The following is an 18,576-nucleotide window of genomic DNA, read 5'->3' as shown; positions in this document are numbered from 1 at the left end:
CATTTATCCGGACGATCAACTTTAGATCGTTGATCCATTGCTGATCTTATACTGTGATCGTGGTATTGCGAAGTGCTTTGTATAAAAGGAATTTTACAGGCACATTAACGGATCAAGACCATGACCATAGGAAAGAAATATGCCGCGCGCACAAAGGATACCAAAGCAGAACGCATTCTCGATGAACGTACTCGGAGTGTATTGAACGCGATCCTCACAGAACCTAAAGGCAACGCCCTTAGTGCATACCTCCGGACCCGATCGAGGTCTTGATCAGATGCATTCTATGACCCTGGAACAGTATAACTGAACCTGGATTCAAGGTAGTTGCTCCATTTTAACCGATGTTGGTACGATCCCGCCAATGTTCAATAGGATCAGATCTCGATCATTGCCACTGCCGGTGTAACGCACATTACCGTTCATATTGACATCTTCCCTATAGTATCCAAGTACCGTATTGGTTGGAATTATACCGCCGATCCGAGTAAGGATAAGATCCCTATCGTTCGAACTCCCGGTGTACATTAAGCGGTTATCGCTATTCACATTGCCGCACCACATTCCGCGTTTCCCGTTGGTGAAGATCTTCTGAGCATTTGTACCGTAAGTGGCCTGCGCAGTGGAGGTCATGTCCACAACTGCAAGCGCATTGTTCAATGTAACGGATGCACCTGTCATAACACTCAGATGATTTCTATGGCGCACTGCCACGTAATAGTTGTTGGATACCACATTAAAGATCAGACGGGAATATCCATCCGTGCCAACTACATCACCATCGCGTTGTAACAATGCCGTACGCGTGCTTACGATGACCGAAGGGGCTGCAGCACTCCTTAGTTCAACCAGAACCCAGTCCACAACGGCATTTATTCCCGTAACGGCCAACGTTGCTGGAGAAACGGTATTCCCACTTCCGCCGATCATCTGATAGCCAAGTGCTGTATATGGCTCAACTGTTGGAATGTATCCTGCAATGCGCAGATCATCGTTCATAAGACCAGTGCCTCCATCATATGGGCCTTGTAATGCCATCCGAACACGTACACTTGGGCTACAATCCTGCCAACGGACCAGAACACTTCCTGGTACAACTGCTCGCGTAGAGTTATTAGGCGTTTGCCAATGCAACGCCATATGATCTCCTCCGCTGCCTTCTTTTTGTAGCATTTCGACATAGTAGTACCTACCCGCCTCTAGCTGGATGGGCGCACTGGTCTGAGAAGCGTACTTCGTATATTCAGTTTCCCCGGTATAGCCGAGAATTGAACATATCACTTGCTTGAATTGTGGATCCGCATTCGGACTCAGGTATACCAAAGATTGGTCATCACTTGTACTTGTGAACGTATATGTACCTGAGGTAGGCGGAACAATGTAGCCCCGCAACCGCGTACCGAAATTACTCTGGGTTGAAGACGACACCTTGAAACTCGTCGGATAGCTCACTGTCGTTGGACTAGCTGGATAATTCGGACTATTCACAAGATCACTAATGTTGTTACCGGCAATGTTCGCAAAATACTCGCGCAGTATACTTCCTGCTGCTCCAACGCACTGTGGTGGTACTGAAGAGATCACGCTAATTACCTTGGTAGCCTGTCCGGTCAAACCATCATCATCCGTAACAGTAAGGGTAACAACATAGTCACCTTCCTCAGTAAAGATCTTAAAGGGTGCGTCGGATGTCGAAAAGGTTCCATCACCAAAAGCCCACGAATAGCTCACTATCGTCCCCGGATCATAGGACATCGTACCATCCAATTGAACCTGCAATGGCCCAGCACCAAAGCTGGTCGAGGCAGAGATCATCGCAGTAGGTGGTATGGCATAACAGCGTGGTTGAAGCTGTCTGGTCTGTGTAGTAGCAAGGCCTCCGGCATCCGTAACAGTAAGACTTACTTCATAATAGAATGTTTCCACATGTCCGCATCCAACTCCAGAGACCAGCGTAGAAGATACGACCGCTGGATCCGAAGGTTCTGTATGACTATGTGTATTGTGGTGTAACGTCGTGACCCAGCCATACGTCAGTTGGGCCGGTCCGTGTTCAACATCCGAAACATCTGCCTCAAGCGTCCATGTGGTATCGACACCAACAGGATAGAATGCATTCACCGGTATGCTAGTGATGTTCACTGTAGGTGGTGTATTATTCACTGAAACAACTAATTGTACACTAGCGCTTTGGTTAATGTTGTCTGTTACTGTAAGTGTTACGGTCCGGGTTGTGACAACTCCAACAGGTGATGTAAAGGTGTGAGAAGGGTTCGCCGAGGTACTTGTCTGACCATCACCAAAGTTCCACAGGTAAGTAAGCGCACCGTTCTCAGGATCAGTGCTTGCAATTCCATTGAATTGAACAGCAAGCGGACCAGAACCATAAGAAACGTTCTGTGTGGCAACGGCAACCGGTGGCAGGTTAACCGCTAAAGTGTAACAGATCCTACGTAATTCGTTCTGGTCATATTTGATGTACCAAACACAGCCATCCGTGCCGGCACCGATCCAGGTTATACCACCAAGCCCGGACGCAAAGTTGTGAACGCTCAGCAATTCATCATTCCCGTCGAACATGAAACGACGGATCCAGCCTCCAGCAAAATCGCCTTGGAATGTACTGTTCTGATACCCTGCCGGCATATTCAATCCGGACATGAAAGGTCCTCCTATTGCCGCATTACCTCCAAATCTTGGACCCGGTACCGGGCTTTGGGGATCGTCCAGATCATAAGCTACGGATGTGTTACCAACGAACTCCGGTACGCGTGACTGATTACCATGTAACCAATCAACCGCTGGCCGGGAATGGAAATGATGGGGTACGGTCGCCGGGATCTGCAAGGCGGGGTTACACGGATCCGGATGGCCACCCACATGCTGCGGTGTTGCCTGTTTGGTCAGATCCTGGAATGCATAGAATTCCTCCGTACACGTTACTCCATCGTAATTGGGGTTGGGTGCATCCAAGTTGCGCGTTACCGCATCCGTGTAGGGTACGTTCACATCAATACCTTCGAACAACGGCCATCCGAAATTCATACCCGGTTCATTACAAACGTTCAGGTCCTCCCAGGTATACCAACCAACATCACCAATGTATAAAGTCCCTGGATCCGCATCAGCAGGATCGGTACTACCACTGTTCGGCTTAATGGTCATTCGATATGGATTGCGAAGACCCAATGCCCATACACGGGATTGAGGGGCGCGAGGCTGGCCAGGCAAATACCAAGGATTGCTTTGAACTCCATCACCGGTATTCGGATCCAAGCGCAGAACCTTACCATTGAGACAGGTCACCATCTGCGCACGCATTGCGCCAACATTCTCCTGTGGACGCAGGATAGAATCCACAAGACATTGCGCGTAGTACGTACCGCCGTCACTACCAACATCCACATTATTGTAACTAGCGGCATCACCGACCGTAGCGATCAAGGTTCCATCACTTCCGAAGACCAATGATCCCGTGCTATGCGATTCGTGTGTTAATGCAATTCCGGTCTTGCGCGTTTCCCCGACCAGAACCAGACGGCTGTTGTAATTTACCGTATTGAACGTAGGGCCGGTCGCGGTATACCGCGTGATCCGCATGATCGAAGCCGCGAAATATTCATTCGTAGCAGCATTATAGGCTGGTGTACCGAAATTCATCAAATGATGACGATCCACCAAGTACATCAAATAAATATGGCCATTGGTGAGAAAATTCGGATCCAGAACAAAACCCAAACATCCATGATCACGCCAATTTCCAACTTCCTCACTAATGTCGATCAATGGTGTTGCCAATCGAACACCGTTCTGCACTATCCACACCTTCCCACTCTTCTCCCACACGTACAACCGGCCATTCGCATCGAACGTGGCTCCAACAGGTTGGCTCCAGCCACTCATTACAAGAACATCACTGAAATTCGGTTCCAAGGTCTGTGCTCGACCAGAGAAGGTCAACGCAAAAAATGCGCTCAAAACCAATGATGCGCGTATCAATCCATGAGATGAACTGATCTTTTTTGGACGGGAGATCGTGATGAACATAGTAATTCCTTCGATAGATGGATCAAGAGCAACGACGAATGTAGCCATTCCATAGTACTGAGTCAAATTCAACTTTTACACTGCTACCTTCGGTGCCCCAATGAAAAAGCATCTTACGATAATTGTAACAGGAAAGGTTCAAGGTGTTGGGTTCAGACGCTCGGCAATGTCCCATGCATCGACTATGAAAGTTAACGGTACTGTGCGGAATACCTCAGGAGGTGCTGTGGTAATGGAGGTTGAAGGAACAGAAAAAGCACTGGAACGCTTCGTGGAATGGTGCAGAAATGGTCCGGTAATGGCGAAGGTGGATAACGTAGAAGTGACGGATGGATTAGTAATAGGCCATATAGGTTTTAATGTTGCGGAATGAGCGCTTAAGATTATTCGTTGGTACAGCGCTGCCGCCATTACTGGCTAATGATCTTCACGAACGTATTTCAAGCTTATTACCTGCTTCTTCCGACTATCGGATAACTCCGACCGCACAATTGCATGTAACGGCCATGTTCATTGGAAATAGGGATCCTACCCTTCTCCCATCGATCCGTGAACGTGTAGCCCACGTTGCATCGATAACAGATCCGATCACTATCACACACGGAAGGATCTTTAGCATGCCAAAAAGAAGTCCTTATATGGCTTGGGTCCGGTTCCGTCCGCACAAAGCGCTCACTACGTTGCATCATGCATTAGCGAACGCGCTGGGTTCGCCTCCATCCGTCTATGTTCCCTATTGGCCACATATAACGTTAGCACGCGGCAACGGAGCACTATCTCTCCCGCAGTCGAACGAGGATATCGTCGAACAGTTCCATATTGATTGCCTTACACTATTCCGATCACATCGTGACCCTGGGGGTTCGCAACATAGTGTTATTGAGCAATGGCCTTTAGAGCGTTGTGTATGAGTACGTTTCATGGCCTCTAACTGAAAAGATCCAACTGTCCATTTGCCGGTATCTTGAATTGACTTCGATCGTGATCCGGCATCCGTAGATCGCCGAAATAGCGTTTGCGCATCAGGTTGAAGACGGAACGAATACTCTCCGCGAGTGCTCCTTCACCGCGCATGCGTCTACCCATACTGCTATCTTTCATTCCGCCGCCATGCAATTCTGAGATCTGTGCGATCACTTTTGCAGCCCTGTCCGGAAAATGATCCTCCAACCACTTCCGGAACACATCTTCTACAGGCCCATTCGTGCGAACCACGGTATAACTTGCAGTGCGTGCACCAGCATTAGCAGCAGACCGTAACAGATCCGGTATCTCGTGATCGTTCATGGACGGAATGATCGGTGCCAACATGGCGAGTACAGGAACGCCAGCTTTGCTTAGCGTTTCTATGGTTCGCAGACGCGTCTGAGCAGTGCTCGTCCGGGGCTCAAGAACCCGACGCAATGCTTCGTCCTGCGTAGTAAGACTAATTGCAACGCTCGCTAACTTCCGTGATGCCATTTCTGCAATGATGTCATTATCCCGAAGTACCAACGCGTTCTTCGTTATGACGCCGATCGGTTGGCCGAAGTTCTGCGCAACTTGTAGGATCTTCCGTGTAATTCCTTCCTTACGCTCCGCTGGTTGATAACAATCCGTATTTCCGCTGATGGAGATCGTGCCAACATCCCATGTTGGGGATCGCAAGGCTTTGTCCAATAGGTCAGCAGCGTTCCGTTTTACGATGATCGTCCGTTCGAAATCCAGACCTGCGCTATAGCCCCAATACTCATGGGTAGGCCGGGCATAACAATAGGCACATCCATGTTCACATCCTTGGTACGGGTTCACGCTCCACTCAATTCCAATATCCTTTGAGGTCACCTTATTGAGAATTGACTTAGCGTGACCAACAATGAACTTCGTTGGCGGATCATCGATCTCCTGTTCACCGTCCTCGTTAAGCAAGGCGTCCACACCTGCGCTATCCCAGGTCCCATAAGCGTTCTTCAGGTATCTGTTCGAAGGTTGTATTGCCGCGCCCCTTCCCTTGACAGGCTTATTGTCGATCCACATTGCCTTAATGTAGATGATCGATTTGAATGAACAATGACGATCCATTCGATCCATACGAATAGTTTTGCCGCCCGATCCAATTCATTCTTTTTCAAACAGATCATGCATCGATCAATTTATGTACTTGCGCTCCTTGCGCTTGGTTGTGGTTCACCAACGCCTCCGGATGATCAAGCAACCCAAACTTCTGCAGATACTTTAACCGTGGTTAAGGACAGCTTGATCGCGTCCGGTGAAAGTCATTTCAAAAGCCTGAAGAAATTGACCTTCGGTGGTGATAATGCCGAGGCATATTGGAGCTTTGCTGGTGATAAGCTGATCTTCCAAGCCAATAATCCGGCCTGGGGTGTAGAATGCGACCAGATCTATGTATTCGATCCTTTTCAGGATGACCTTTCCGCACAACCACCAAAGAAGATCAGTTTGAACGGTGGTCGCACGACCTGTAGTTATTTTCTCCCAGGTGATAGCTTGGTATTGTTCGGAAGCACACACCTTGATGATACTGCATGTCCCGCTGTTCCGGAGCACAGAACGGATGGCAAATACGTCTGGCCTATTTACGCATCATTCGACATTTTCGTGAGCGATCTCAATGGCAATATCCGCAAACAGCTCACCAGGACGGATGGGTATGACGCAGAAGCAACTGTTTCACCCATGGGAGATCGGATCGTGTTCACGAGTATGCGCAGTGGTGATATGGAGCTGTATACGATGAATATAGATGGTTCTGATGTTAAACAGATCACCAATACATTAGGTTATGATGGCGGTGCTTTCTTCAGCCCGGATGGAACCAAATTGCTTTGGCGAGCTAGCCGCATGAAGACAAAGGAAGAAGAAGACGAATACAAGCAACTGCTGAAAGAAGGCTTGGTCATGCCGACGAATATGGAACTCTATATTGCCAATGCCGATGGTAGCGATGCACAAAAGATCACCGATCTTGGTAAGGCGAATTGGGCACCATTCTGGCATCCGAGTGGGAACAAAGTGATCTTCGCAAGCAATCACACGGCACCACGAGGCTTTCCATTCACATTGTATATGATAAACGTGGATGGCACGGGTCTGGAACAAATTAGTTTCAGTGATCAATTCGATGCATTCCCGGTTTTTAGCCCAAATGGGAAATACCTTGTATTCAGCAGTAACCGGGCAAACGGAGGAACACGCGAAACGAACCTCTTTCTGGCTGAGTGGGCAGATTGAGAGAACTAATGGCAGTGGCTAAATTTGTGGATAATGGATCGTTCCTTCACTAATATCATCCGTAATGATCACCTAACAACGATCTTCGCGCGTTGATGGAAAGTGGACAAAAACCAAGTTGGAGACAGCGCTTAGGGGAACGTTGGGGTGTAAGCTCAGGCCGAGTGCTGGTGATATTACTGGTATTCGCATGTACAGGTTTCACCGTTCTTTTCCTGAAGCAACCCATAGTTGCATTTTTTTCTGGAGATGGTGAACAACCGCTGCTTTTCACAATAGTCTACTACATATTGATATTACCGATCTACAATGTATTTCTGTTGATCTATGGCGCCATCTTCGGTCAATTCAAATTCTTCTGGGCGTTCGAAAAGCGCTTCTTCTCCAGGATCTTCGGGAAGCGCAACAAGCACTGACAATTAGGAATAGCGTTCGGCCCCCTTCTCATTTTATCTTCTAGGAACCTAATAAAGCTCTGTGAACTCGAGCAGCCTGGAATAATGGTCGTTCGTGCAAGCGACATGCCCAAACGGTGATGACGCGCCATCCGATCGAGCGAAGCTCCTCAGCTTTTGCTGAATCGCGCTCAACATTACGATCCAACTTCCTATGCCAGAATCTTCGATTGTTCTTGGGTCGTGCTGGAGTACAGTACGGGCAGCAATGCCAAAAACATCCATGTACGAATACCGCGACTTTCTTTCCCACGAACGCAAGGTCCGGTCTTCCCGGAACCCGTTTATAGTGTAACCGATATCCACGAATACCTGTTTTTACCAATATCCTTCGCATTGCCTTTTCCGGTCCCGTATTGCGGGCACGGATACGACTCATTTGAGCGCTAATACGCTCGGATCCGGGAGTTGGCGAACGGCCGTCGCGGAGATAGGTGCGTGCCATTCAGCAAAGTTAGAGTGAGCACTCCGCACCAATACATCACTCGATAAATACTAGAAAAGGTATTCATAAGAGCCAATTCTAGCGACTTCGAGTAGCTCCTGCTATCTGTTCATCAGCTTCTTCGAACGTCTCCCGATCGAAGATCTCTTGCGAACATGAAACTCCGCTCTTGAAATAGAACACCCCACCCCACTTGTGAGTTACTTTTCGGTATTCAGTTTCCACACCGGCAGTTTCGTAGGTAATAAGCTTAATGACCTTGGAGGGTTCTACAATAAGATCCTCGTTACGCACAGTTACAGGTCGGAGGTGTTCAGGTACATCATTTTGTTCCATCCGTGGCACTTCGCGTGCGGGCCTTACCGCATTCTCCGATAAGCCCGAGGTTGCAGCTATGGATCTTCTGTTTTCCGTTCCACTGTTCACATTAGCTAGTGACGTATTATGTTGAACCAGAGGCTCTGGTCTTTTTTGTACCGGTATAGGTTCAGGTTTTGCAGCAGCTATAGGTTCCGGCTTTTCTTCTTTGATCGGTTCAACCCTGAGAGCCGCCTGTTCTTCTGCTTTCTTTTTCATTAGGGCTTCAGCATCCCGTTTTTCTTGTTCCTTGCGTTGAGCTTCGGCTTCAGCCAATTGGGCCTTATGTTCCTCCTCCGCGTTTGCTAAAGCTTTGACATTGGCTTCTTCCTGCCTTTTAGCAGCAGCTTCAGCTTTAGCGAGTTCCTTGGCTTGTTGTGCTTTTTCCTTTTGTTGGTCCACAGCTTGCTTCGCCTCCTCATTTTGCCGCTCTTCCACTTGGTCCAGAACTGCCTGCAATTGGCTCTGGATGGACTTCGTATAGTCAGTGTCGTAATCAAAATCACCCATGGAAGGTTCATAGCGAATTATTCCAACGGGTTGGTTGAACACCACGATGTTGATGTCGTCATATTGCTGAAACAGGGAAACCGCAAAATCGAAGGGCAAGAAATCCTTCGTCGGTGCGTCCGATGGAACAGTTGTGTTGAATGAGAGTTTCTTGCTCACATAACCGTTCTTCTCAAAGCTGATGATATAAGTAGAATTCACGTCCATCACTACACTGAACTTGTTCAGATCCGTGGTGATGGTCCGTTCTTTAACGCCGTTCTTATAGACCACTGCACGAGAACCCTGAACATCTCCACCCTCGATCTTTATGCGACCATTGACCTGTAACGTTGCTTGTGCATACGCAGTAACGCTTAATCCAATAGCACAAATGAACAAGGCCAAGCTGCGGCCAACTCCATATATCACTCTATTCTTCATTCCCGATCTATGCCGCGTTTTACGGTGATCCGGATCAAAGGGTTACCGGGCAGGTCAATTGTCTGATGCGCCAACGACACTGATCGTGGACAGCATCAGTACCATTGCTCTTTTATGAAGGATCTACTTCTCATATGCTATTCGATGAAACCTCAATGGATGGACTACGTACAAATGGCACCAACCGATGAAAACACTATTGATCACCACAGCAGCGATATCGCTTTCTCTGTCCATCAATGCGCAGTCCTATGCGGATGCATCAAAACCACCCGCAGATGCAGAGGTAATGTTCAAGACTGGCGAAGCAGCTTATCGGTCCGGAGACCATAAAGGAGCCATTCTCTATTTCAGCGAAGCGTTGAAGGCTAACCCTGACCACGTGAATGCTTACCTGCAACGTGGATTCTGCTACAGCCTTCTAAAGCAATATGCCAACGCAGCTGCAGACTTTTCATCCGTGATCACGCGTCAGAAAGATCATGTATGGGCATATATCAGCCGTGGTAGTGCTTACAACAAACTTGAACAATTCGATCTCGCATTGAATGACTTCAACAAGGTGTTGGAACTGGAACCGAAGAACGAGGAGGGTTATAATAATAGAGGATGGGCCTACAAGGGAAAAGACGACATGAAGTCGGCCTGTAAGGACTGGAAGACCAGTAAGAAATTCGGAAATGCAGAAGCAAAGATCATATTGATCAATACCGGTTGCAAATGAACATGAAGAAGATCATCCTCCTGATCGTGATCGTACTTGCTGCTTTCTTGGCTGGTGCACAGGATACGAACTATGCAGATTGCCTTGTAAAGACTGATACCAAATGGGGGGCAGTTTGTGAGAAATGTGAATACTATACCGAAGGATATAAGCGCGACTATAGCGGCACCTTCCAATTGGAAATGAAGAACGCCTGTTCTGTGATGGTGGAAGTAAAGATCGCAATGGAGGAAGAAAATGGCTCTTGGCGTACGTTCCCAATAAGGGCATTGGAACCTCAAGAATCAACCGCTGTATTTGCATGTCATGGAAGCGGGAAATACTTGTACTGGGTTCGTCGGGTTGATGACACTGAGATCATTTTACCAAGTGATCACGACATCCTTACGGCTTACGCCGCCAAGTGAGAAAAGTTGCGACAGGCAGCTCGGCGCTTTTAGGCTATCAACGTCATTTTGTTAATGGTTCGCGGTGTGCGTTCTGACGATCAGCAACGTGTGCCGCTTTCTTTGCATATACAGGATAACACTTGGTTTGCAAAATGCCTGTACACTTGCAATGACCTCAAAACGGTACCACGTTGAACGTACGGATACATCTCCGCAGATCGATATTGACGTGGACAATGGAATATTGGAATTCATTGGACGGTCCTTACCACACAATTCCGAGCAATTCTATGCACAGATATACAACTGGCTGGATGAATATTTGGAAAAGCCTTCAGAAGAGACGACGGTGAACATGCATATGGATTACTTGGATACCAGTTCTTCCAGGCATCTTTATAACATCTTCAAAAGACTCAATACCGCAGGTGAGACCGGAAACAAGGTCCAAGTGAATTGGCATTTCGAATGCGGCGATGAGGAAATGGCAGAGACCGGTAAGGACTACCAGAGCTTCTTCAACATGAATTTCAAATTCATCGAGGTGGAGGAATTGTTTTGAGATCCACTGCTTTCCATTCCTGATCCGCTCCCGTTGGTCGTATTCCTGATCGCGCGCTTCGGTCGTATTACTGATTCCGGATTCCCTGCGTTTTCCCTGGCTTGGTGTACATTCCTTGGGTGGTTAGCATTCGGAATGGAACCCGAACGTATCTAATGCAATCGTCTGAACCACCAAAGAACGACCCTACACAAAGACATGAATTCCGGGAATTAGGAATCAGGAATATTTCACAACAATTCGTTAGCCAAATTCGCAAGTGGACTACGTTCGCCCTTTTCCAGCGTAATGTGCGCGAACAACGGGTCTCCTTTCGCTTTATCGATCAAGTAACTTAGTCCGTTGCTTTCTGAATCCAAGAACGGCGAATCGATCTGGTGTACATCACCCGTAAAGACGATCTTGGTACCTTCGCCAGCTCTGCTGATCACAGTCTTTACTTCCAACGGCGTCAGGTTCTGTGCCTCATCAACAATGAAGAAGATGTTGCTCAAAGAGCGGCCACGGATGTACGCTAGTGGAGCAATGGAGATCTTTTCATTCTCCAGCATCTCGTCGATACGTTTCGGAGTACCATCGTGCTTCTCGAACTGACCTTTTATAAGCTTCAGATTATCCCATAACGGCTGCATATAGGGATCCAATTTGCTTTGGATATCTCCAGGCAGATAACCGATATCCTTATTGCTCAATGGCACGACAGGGCGTGTTACATAGATCTGGCGATACTCTCTCCGCTGTTCCAATGCACAGGCTAATGCGAGCAATGTCTTACCGGTGCCAGCAGCTCCTTGCAAGGTGACCAACTTGATCTCTGGATCCAGCAAAGCAGCCATTGCCAACGCTTGTTCCGCGTTCTTCGGTCCGATACCGAACACGCTATGTTTTTCCACTCGATTCAATGTTCCGGAACGGGGATCGAATTTGGCAAGGATACTTTTCTTCTTGTGTTTCAGAATAAAAAAGTGATTGCCTTTGGGTCTTTCGATACCAACATCCTCCACCTGCATGCTGCCACGCTCGAATAAGCTGTCAATGAGGTCTTCGCTGAAATCCTCAATGCTGGTTCGTCCCGTATACAGCTTCTCCCGCACATCACGCACCTTGCCCGTGAGGTAATCCTCGGCAACAATGTTCAAGCTCTTCGCTTTTAGTCGAAGTGCAATGTCCTTGCTTACCAGAACAACGGTCCGGTCCTTATTCTGCCGCTGAAGCGTGAGGGTCGCATTCAAGATCTGATGATCAGCTTTGGCATCATCGAAGACCTTGGTCGCATCCACCCCATTAAGGTCGTGCTTCGCGACTACTTTGAACTTTCCGTGGGTTGCACCATTCAAGGGTATCCAATCCGTAAGTACATCGCGTTGCGCAATGTTATCCAAATGGCGAATGAATTCACGCGCCTCATAGTTGATCGTGTCGTTGCCTTTCTTGAATGTGTCTAGTTCTTCTAAGACTTGTATGGGTATGGCCACATCGTGCTCTTCAAAGTTTTCAATGGCTGAATGGTCGTATAGAATAACGGATGTATCCAATACGAAGATCTTTCGGTCCTTTTTCTTCATGCGATCAATGAACTGAGTTTAGCCCGGAACAGGCATTGCAACTTCCAATGCATATTTCGTTCGTTCAAATGTATTGGACCACGGATCTCAGCTTTGCGGACATGAACGTCCACTTATGCACGATCGATCGTGTGGGTAAGCACGTCTCAAGCCAACCAGGTTCAGATCCCCCGATGCAGGATCTTGATCACTGAATGCCCGGCTTTACCGCTTGTTCTCAGGAAATAAACTCCCGTTGCTTGACCAGCTAGGTCCAACAAGATCCGATCATCCCGCACAACACCACTATGTTGAATATGCACGCGACCGGTTGCATCGATCAATTCGTAGTGGTCCGAACCACCCGGTTCGATCGCTAGCGTATGCATATTCCCCACTTGGCCTAACCAGCGCAATGGCGTCATACTCACAGCCTGATCCCCAATTCCAGTGCAAGGATCGAAAACCACCGCCACGAACGCTTGCTCATCTTCACACGGCGCAAGGCCTGTAACGGTATAAGTGTATAAACCGGAAACCGAAGTTCCAGGTATTACAAGACCTGACATGACCTGACCGGACGGATCGGTCCAAATACCACCGGAGTCAGGGGTTCCACCTAAAAACGAGACAAGTAAAGCGGTCGCGGCATTGGTGCAAATGGTTGCAGATGCGCTCACACCTGCATTCGGTGCTTCATTCACATCCAAAATGAACTCGGATGTATCATTTTCACAAGGGCCTACTCCGAATACGATGTAGGTAAGCGGATAACTGCCCGGAATGGTAAGGTCTGGTTGCGGAGATGATTGTCCTTGGTAGTAGAAGAAACCATTGATGTCACCGTTCAATACCAGATCGTGCACGTCCGTTGGTGGGTCATTACTGCATAATGCGGTAGTCACGTTGCTCCCAGCATTCGCTGGGTTCTGTAGAGTTACCGTTAATGTAGCCACATCCTGTGGGCAAGCACCCGGACAATTGGTCGTATACACATAAGCTCCAGCATTGTCAGTAGCTGTATTGAACATCCCGCCCGCCAAAGCGCCTGTAGGTCCAGACCAAGTTCCACACACACTTGGTGTTCCGGCAAGCAACTGGAACAGGTCATATGTACCAGTATTCTTGCAAAGAACGATTGCCCCATCGTCGCCAGCAAATGGAGCTGCGCTAACCGAAAGTGACACTGCATAAGGCGTTCCTATGGTAACAGGTGTATTGCTCACCACGCGAATGAGATAACCAGTGCCTAACGGTGTGTTCGCTGGGATAGTGGCAGCAATGGACCCACTCGTCGTTGAACTTACCGACCCAATGGACACGGGTGTCGCAAAACTCCCGGTTGCGTCAGAAAGTTCGGCAGTGAATGAATTGCCTGCTGTGTATATACCATTTGCCGTATAGGGCACGTTGAGCCCGGTTCCTTGGCAGTACGAAACAGGAGCGATAGTTCCGGTTGTTATACTGTTGGAAACTATCGAACCGGAAGTGATCTCAACATCATCGATCCCGAAGGCTGGGTCGGTTGCACTTAGTGTGGTATTGTTCACAAAGCGAAATCCAAAACGCAAAGTTGCATGTCCTGCGAATGAAGGGTCGGTAATGGTCTGTTGTACCCAGTTGGCCTGGTTGGAATATTGACTGATCGGCGTAGTGACCAGTGTCCAAGAGCTCCCACTATTCGTGCTGTAATATACTTCGCCATAGTTGCTTGCACTTCCGCCGCAGAGCCACCAGAACGTTAATGTTATGGTGCTTGCGCTAGTGGTGTTCACATCCTGCGTCATGCGTGCAAAATGGTTAGCAGCATTGGTACATAACCCATCTGCAGCAACGAAGGAACAATTGGTGATACCGGCTGCAATACCGGGAGTGCTTGCAATATGAAGGTACTTGCCATTGGCCATGGATATACCAGCCGGTTGTGCCGCAGTGGTCGGTATTGTGAACGTGAACGGGATCCCAAGGCACTCGATCTCGCCACTTCCACCTGCATATGAGCTATTGATCAGCCAAGTATTGTCCCCGGTCTGTACCGAACCCATATCCGGAGTGTTCGGTGCAAATGCAGGAAGGGCTGTTTCAAAATCTTCATTGAACAGTACGGTCTGTGCACTTAAGGAAAGCGCCAACACATAAAAAACGGGTAATAGAAATGATCTCATGGCTTCAATTATGGTCTCCGAAACTAACCCAAATTCCTTTTTGGAGCAATGACCTCATCATATCGGGTGAAATGCTCGCGCAAAAGAAAACCCTGAACAATGGATGTCCAGGGTTTTCATATCGACGTGTATTGGTTCAATGTTGCACGGTAACCGAACGTTGCTCAATTACGGTTCCATCAGCTGACAGGAACACCAGCGAGTAGCGTCCAGTAGAAATATCACTTACGTTCACCGTGGTGCTGCCGTTCACCGACCTGGCCGAAGAATTTAGAAGTTCTCTGCCGGAAACGTCGAACAATTTGATCAAAGTTACCATTGCTGGTAGCCCATTCACCACAATGCGCTCCTTGGCCGGGTTCGGATAAATCTCTAAGCTGGTATGCACAGTTCCGCCAATGCCATTGAAAATGACCTCTACCGTATCTGAAGCCAATTGACAATTGGGGCCGACCGTGGCAACTACGTAATAAGTTCCGGATTCAACAACATCTAGTGTTTGATCAGTTGCTCCGGTGATCGCTTGACCGTTCAGATACCACTGGTAAGCGGTTGCTTGGGAGCTTGTGAGCGTGTTCGTGTTCTGATCAACCGTTGGTGCATCCTGTGGACATGCGTCGACAATGCGATAGACGATCCCGCTTGTGATGTTAGTTACAAATAATTCACCATCATTATTCTCGGCGATGCAGGTATATCCTGTCGTTGTGCTATTCCTGATCTCCTCACGAACCCAACCACCAATACCATCCGGGAGCAATGAAAAGAAATCGCCACCCACATAATCCGTATAGATGTAACGACCTTCCAAACGCGGAAATTCCTGACCGCGATATACCCGCCCTCCAATAACTGAATACCAACCGAATGTACTTTGAGCATGCTCCGAGACCGGAGCTACATAATTGGCTATAGGAAGGCAGCCCGTTGTGTTATATGGGTGCAGACCTTCATAACAGCGCCAGCCGAAGTTGGGGTGGGAATTGTTCCCAGCAGGCCAAAAATCCACTTCTTCATAGGCGTTCTGTCCAACATCACCGATCCAAAGATCACCGCTAAGCGCATCGAAGCCCCATCGGAACGGATTGCGTAATCCCGAAGCCCAGATCTCAGGAAGTGTATCACTATTTGCCGTTACGTTCGCAAAAGGGTTCGTCGGTGGTATGGTATAGATCGTATCCGGATCGCTTACATCGATGCGGATCATATCACCTAAGGGATTGCTTACATCCTGTGCACGGCCTTCCGGATCTCCCGCACTGCCGCCATCACCAAAACCAACGTATAGGTAGCCATCCGGACCAAAATCCAGATCACCGCCATTATGATTACTGTAAGGTTGTGGCCAGGTGTAGATCACTTGCTCGGTCGTATCAAGTGCTACGTTTGGATCACTGGAAACCTGGAAACGTGAGATCCGCGTATTCCCATTTCCGCTTCCAAAAATATAATTCACATAGAAAAACCCGTTCTGTACATAGTTCGGATCGAATGCAAGACCCAATAATCCTTGCTCACCACCCGAATTAACACGAGACGTAATATCCAGGAACGGTGTGGGAACAACGGTTCCATCAGCATTAATGATCCGTATCGTGCCTGGCTGCAATACAGCGAACAGGCGTTCATCACCAGCGTGCGCAAGGTCCACTACGCTAGGTAGACCTGTCGCGAAGGACTGAAGGTTGATCGAAACCGGCGTTTGCGAATAAGCAAATGTGGCTGGTAGGAAAACGAGTAACAGAAGTTTCTTCATGAAGGTTGCAGGTTGTACTCCGTATTCCAGAGCGGTGCGAAAGTAAGAAGGAAGCTTTTCATGGCAGAGACGCTTGTGCTACTAACCGGCTACATTTGCGGCCCCATTGCCGGAAATCCAAAGGAGCGGTCAACGGGAGCATAACAAGTTATGAGCCTTAAAGAAGAGATCGATCACCGGCGAACGTTCGCGATCATTAGCCACCCTGATGCGGGCAAGACCACGCTAACAGAGAAATTCCTGTTGTATGGAGGCGCCATTCAAACAGCGGGTGCCGTAAAGAGCAATAAGATCCGTAGAGGAGCTACGAGCGACTTTATGGACATTGAGCGCCAACGTGGAATCAGCGTAAGTACGTCGGTCATGACGTTCAACTATGGCGGCAAATTGATCAACCTGTTGGATACGCCCGGCCACAGGGATTTTGCAGAGGATACCTACCGCACGCTCACTGCCGTTGACAGCGTTGTTCTGGTGATCGATTGTGTAAAGGGTGTAGAAGCACAGACCGAGCGGCTTATGGAAGTTTGCCGGATGCGGAACACCCCGGTGATCGTATTCATCAATAAATTGGACCTTGAAGGTCGTGATCCATTCGATCTGCTTGATGAGTTGGAGGAAAAACTTTCCATCAAGGTGCGGCCCATGAGCTGGCCGATAGGCATCGGAGCGACATTCAAAGGTGTCTATGATATGTACAGCAAAAGCCTGCGCCTGTTCGATCCCGGTAAGACCAAGGTGGAGCAGGACAGCGTGAGCATCAAGGACCTGAAGGATCCTCTCTTGGACAGTAAGATCGGTCCCGAACCTGCTACTGCACTTCGTGAGGACATTGATCTGATCGAGGGTGTATATGACCCGCTGAACATCGAAGCCTACCGGGATGGCCGCATTGCACCGGTATTCTTCGGCAGCGCTTTCAATAACTTCGGGGTGAAGGAGGTGTTGAACGCGTTCGTGGATATTGCACCAAGACCTCAGCCACGTGCAACGGATAAAGGCCTAGTGGAACCGGATGATCCACATTTCAGCGGTTTCATTTTCAAGATCCATGCGAATTTGGACCCTAACCACCGGGATCGCATCGCATTTCTAAGGATCTGCTCCGGAAAGTTCGTGCGCAACACGCTGTACAAACATGTTCGTCTCGAAAAACAACTCCGGTTCGGCGCTCCTACTTCATTCCTTGCAGCAACCAAGCAGATCGTAGAGGAAGCATGGCCGGGTGATGTGATCGGCTTATTCGATACAGGCAACTTCAAGATCGGTGATACCCTTACCGATGGTGCCGACTTCCAATTCCGTGGCATTCCGGCATTCAGTCCGGAGATGTTCCGTGAGCTGGTGAACATGGACCCCATGAAGTCCAAGCAACTTGATAAAGGCATTCGACAACTTACCGACGAAGGTGTTGCTCAGCTCTTCACGCAACAGCCCGGTAACAAGAAGATCGTTGGTTGTGTAGGTGAGCTACAGTTCGAAGTGATCAGCTACAGGTTGGAGCACGAGTATGGCGCCAAATGCGCATTCCAGCAAATACCGGCATACAAGGCGTGTTGGATGACCAGCACGGATGAGGATGTACTTGATCAGTTCATCCGCGTAAAAGCGCAACAGATCGTACAGGACAAGGATGATAACCCAGTATTCATGGCGCCTAGCGCATACATGCTGGATCTGGAACGCCGCAATAATCCGGAGATCACCTTCCACACCACGAGTGAGTTCAAGACGGATATTGATCTTGTGCAGAATAGGTAGCACCCTAACGGTTCTAAACTTTGATCGGTGCATTGCTTCGCTCTGCACATCATAGTGTTCATCAGCTTTACCCTGCATGGGCGGCCTCACCCTGTCGTTCGGCAGGCGAGCTCCAGATCATTTGCCGGAACCGAATCCGCGAGAGATCACGGCAGGTTAAATGATGTGAACACGTAGCCTTCTGTTCCTTCATATCCGTCTTGGCTT

The 18,576-nt window shown here is 48.6% G+C and carries 16 protein-coding genes; 9 read left to right on the top strand and 7 right to left on the bottom strand.

The features are described from left to right. The first annotated feature begins 120 nt into the window (after positions 1-120). Complete coding sequence (locus IPF95_13970) at positions 121-273, top strand: hypothetical protein (protein MBK6475792.1); 153 nt, start codon at positions 121-123, stop codon at positions 271-273. A 45-nt stretch (positions 274-318) separates the two neighbouring features. Here the strand turns inward: IPF95_13970 and IPF95_13965 are convergent, their stop codons facing one another. Beyond that, a complete protein-coding gene (locus IPF95_13965) occupies positions 319-4,095 on the bottom strand; it encodes a PQQ-dependent sugar dehydrogenase (GenBank protein ID MBK6475791.1) in 3,777 nt (1,258 codons plus the stop codon). Between the two features lie 52 nt (positions 4,096-4,147). Here IPF95_13965 and IPF95_13960 point away from each other — a divergent pair, with 52 nt between their 5' ends. Together IPF95_13960 and thpR are read left to right on the top strand one after the other, a co-directional pair. Continuing rightward, positions 4,148-4,420 carry an acylphosphatase gene (locus tag IPF95_13960; protein ID MBK6475790.1) on the top strand — a complete coding sequence of 91 codons (273 nt, stop codon included), beginning with the start codon at positions 4,148-4,150 and terminating at the stop codon, positions 4,418-4,420. Continuing rightward, entirely contained in the window at positions 4,407-4,958 is a 552-nt protein-coding gene (thpR, locus tag IPF95_13955) for an RNA 2',3'-cyclic phosphodiesterase (protein ID MBK6475789.1), read from the top strand. The genes IPF95_13960 and thpR overlap by 14 nt, the downstream gene beginning before the upstream one ends. A gap of 16 nt (positions 4,959-4,974) precedes the next feature. On the opposite strand, the gene IPF95_13950 is transcribed toward thpR, so the two are convergent. Further along, positions 4,975-6,063 carry a PA0069 family radical SAM protein gene (locus tag IPF95_13950; protein MBK6475788.1) on the bottom strand — a complete coding sequence of 363 codons (1,089 nt, stop codon included), beginning with the start codon at positions 6,061-6,063 and terminating at the stop codon, positions 4,975-4,977. A gap of 102 nt (positions 6,064-6,165) precedes the next feature. Between IPF95_13950 and IPF95_13945 the strand changes: the two genes are divergently transcribed. Further along, positions 6,166-7,278, top strand: a complete 1,113-nt coding sequence (locus IPF95_13945) for a PD40 domain-containing protein (GenBank protein MBK6475787.1) — start codon at positions 6,166-6,168, stop codon at positions 7,276-7,278. A gap of 95 nt (positions 7,279-7,373) precedes the next feature. Beyond that, a complete protein-coding gene (locus IPF95_13940) occupies positions 7,374-7,694 on the top strand; it encodes a prolipoprotein diacylglyceryl transferase (protein ID MBK6475786.1) in 321 nt (106 codons plus the stop codon). 40 nt (positions 7,695-7,734) lie between these two features. Here the strand turns inward: IPF95_13940 and IPF95_13935 are convergent, their stop codons facing one another. Both IPF95_13935 and IPF95_13930 read right to left on the bottom strand, forming a co-directional pair. Then, entirely contained in the window at positions 7,735-8,178 is a 444-nt protein-coding gene (locus IPF95_13935) for a very short patch repair endonuclease (protein ID MBK6475785.1), read from the bottom strand. A gap of 78 nt (positions 8,179-8,256) precedes the next feature. Further along, the gene (locus IPF95_13930; GenBank protein MBK6475784.1) at positions 8,257-9,468 is read right to left on the bottom strand and encodes a hypothetical protein; all 1,212 of its coding nucleotides are present in this window, start codon (positions 9,466-9,468) and stop codon (positions 8,257-8,259) included. A 187-nt stretch (positions 9,469-9,655) separates the two neighbouring features. On the opposite strand from IPF95_13930, the gene IPF95_13925 reads away from it, so the two are divergent. From IPF95_13925 to IPF95_13915, 3 genes are all read left to right on the top strand, one after another. Beyond that, the gene (locus IPF95_13925) at positions 9,656-10,192 is read left to right on the top strand and encodes a tetratricopeptide repeat protein (GenBank protein MBK6475783.1); all 537 of its coding nucleotides are present in this window, start codon (positions 9,656-9,658) and stop codon (positions 10,190-10,192) included. A gap of 2 nt (positions 10,193-10,194) precedes the next feature. Next, a complete protein-coding gene (locus tag IPF95_13920) occupies positions 10,195-10,599 on the top strand; it encodes a hypothetical protein (protein MBK6475782.1) in 405 nt (134 codons plus the stop codon). A 151-nt stretch (positions 10,600-10,750) separates the two neighbouring features. Further along, positions 10,751-11,143: a DUF1987 domain-containing protein gene (locus tag IPF95_13915; protein MBK6475781.1), complete on the top strand. Its 393-nt coding sequence runs from the start codon at positions 10,751-10,753 to the stop codon at positions 11,141-11,143. A 230-nt stretch (positions 11,144-11,373) separates the two neighbouring features. Here IPF95_13915 and IPF95_13910 read toward each other — a convergent pair whose 3' ends face one another. From IPF95_13910 to IPF95_13900, 3 genes are all read right to left on the bottom strand, one after another. After that, positions 11,374-12,708, bottom strand: a complete 1,335-nt coding sequence (locus IPF95_13910; GenBank protein ID MBK6475780.1) for a PhoH family protein — start codon at positions 12,706-12,708, stop codon at positions 11,374-11,376. A 161-nt stretch (positions 12,709-12,869) separates the two neighbouring features. Beyond that, positions 12,870-14,852, bottom strand: a complete 1,983-nt coding sequence (locus tag IPF95_13905) for a hypothetical protein (GenBank protein ID MBK6475779.1) — start codon at positions 14,850-14,852, stop codon at positions 12,870-12,872. Between the two features lie 136 nt (positions 14,853-14,988). Then, positions 14,989-16,608 carry a PQQ-dependent sugar dehydrogenase gene (locus IPF95_13900; protein MBK6475778.1) on the bottom strand — a complete coding sequence of 540 codons (1,620 nt, stop codon included), beginning with the start codon at positions 16,606-16,608 and terminating at the stop codon, positions 14,989-14,991. 150 nt (positions 16,609-16,758) lie between these two features. Between IPF95_13900 and IPF95_13895 the strand changes: the two genes are divergently transcribed. Further along, a complete protein-coding gene (locus IPF95_13895) occupies positions 16,759-18,369 on the top strand; it encodes a peptide chain release factor 3 (GenBank protein MBK6475777.1) in 1,611 nt (536 codons plus the stop codon). Positions 18,370-18,576: the final 207 nt, after the last annotated feature.

This window comes from Flavobacteriales bacterium (assembly GCA_016704485.1).
Lineage (GTDB): Bacteria > Bacteroidota > Bacteroidia > Flavobacteriales_F > PHOS-HE28 > PHOS-HE28.
Note: the sequence above shows the minus strand (reverse complement) of the source record. Positions and strands in the feature narration are given on the sequence as shown.

Bases quoted from the DNA above. Each gene is read 5' to 3' on its own strand.
- IPF95_13970 (MBK6475792.1), top strand. From the start codon at position 121: ATGACCATAGGAAAGAAATATGCCGCGCGCACAAAGGATACCAAAGCA.
- IPF95_13965 (MBK6475791.1), bottom strand. From the start codon at position 4,095: ATGGCTACATTCGTCGTTGCTCTTGATCCATCTATCGAAGGAATTACT.
- IPF95_13960 (MBK6475790.1), top strand. From the start codon at position 4,148: ATGAAAAAGCATCTTACGATAATTGTAACAGGAAAGGTTCAAGGTGTT.
- thpR (MBK6475789.1), top strand. From the start codon at position 4,407: ATGTTGCGGAATGAGCGCTTAAGATTATTCGTTGGTACAGCGCTGCCG.
- IPF95_13950 (MBK6475788.1), bottom strand. From the start codon at position 6,063: ATGTGGATCGACAATAAGCCTGTCAAGGGAAGGGGCGCGGCAATACAA.
- IPF95_13945 (MBK6475787.1), top strand. From the start codon at position 6,166: ATGCATCGATCAATTTATGTACTTGCGCTCCTTGCGCTTGGTTGTGGT.
- IPF95_13940 (MBK6475786.1), top strand. From the start codon at position 7,374: ATGGAAAGTGGACAAAAACCAAGTTGGAGACAGCGCTTAGGGGAACGT.
- IPF95_13935 (MBK6475785.1), bottom strand. From the start codon at position 8,178: ATGGCACGCACCTATCTCCGCGACGGCCGTTCGCCAACTCCCGGATCC.
- IPF95_13930 (MBK6475784.1), bottom strand. From the start codon at position 9,468: ATGAAGAATAGAGTGATATATGGAGTTGGCCGCAGCTTGGCCTTGTTC.
- IPF95_13925 (MBK6475783.1), top strand. From the start codon at position 9,656: ATGAAAACACTATTGATCACCACAGCAGCGATATCGCTTTCTCTGTCC.
- IPF95_13920 (MBK6475782.1), top strand. From the start codon at position 10,195: ATGAAGAAGATCATCCTCCTGATCGTGATCGTACTTGCTGCTTTCTTG.
- IPF95_13915 (MBK6475781.1), top strand. From the start codon at position 10,751: ATGACCTCAAAACGGTACCACGTTGAACGTACGGATACATCTCCGCAG.
- IPF95_13910 (MBK6475780.1), bottom strand. From the start codon at position 12,708: ATGAAGAAAAAGGACCGAAAGATCTTCGTATTGGATACATCCGTTATT.
- IPF95_13905 (MBK6475779.1), bottom strand. From the start codon at position 14,852: ATGAGATCATTTCTATTACCCGTTTTTTATGTGTTGGCGCTTTCCTTA.
- IPF95_13900 (MBK6475778.1), bottom strand. From the start codon at position 16,608: ATGAAGAAACTTCTGTTACTCGTTTTCCTACCAGCCACATTTGCTTAT.
- IPF95_13895 (MBK6475777.1), top strand. From the start codon at position 16,759: ATGAGCCTTAAAGAAGAGATCGATCACCGGCGAACGTTCGCGATCATT.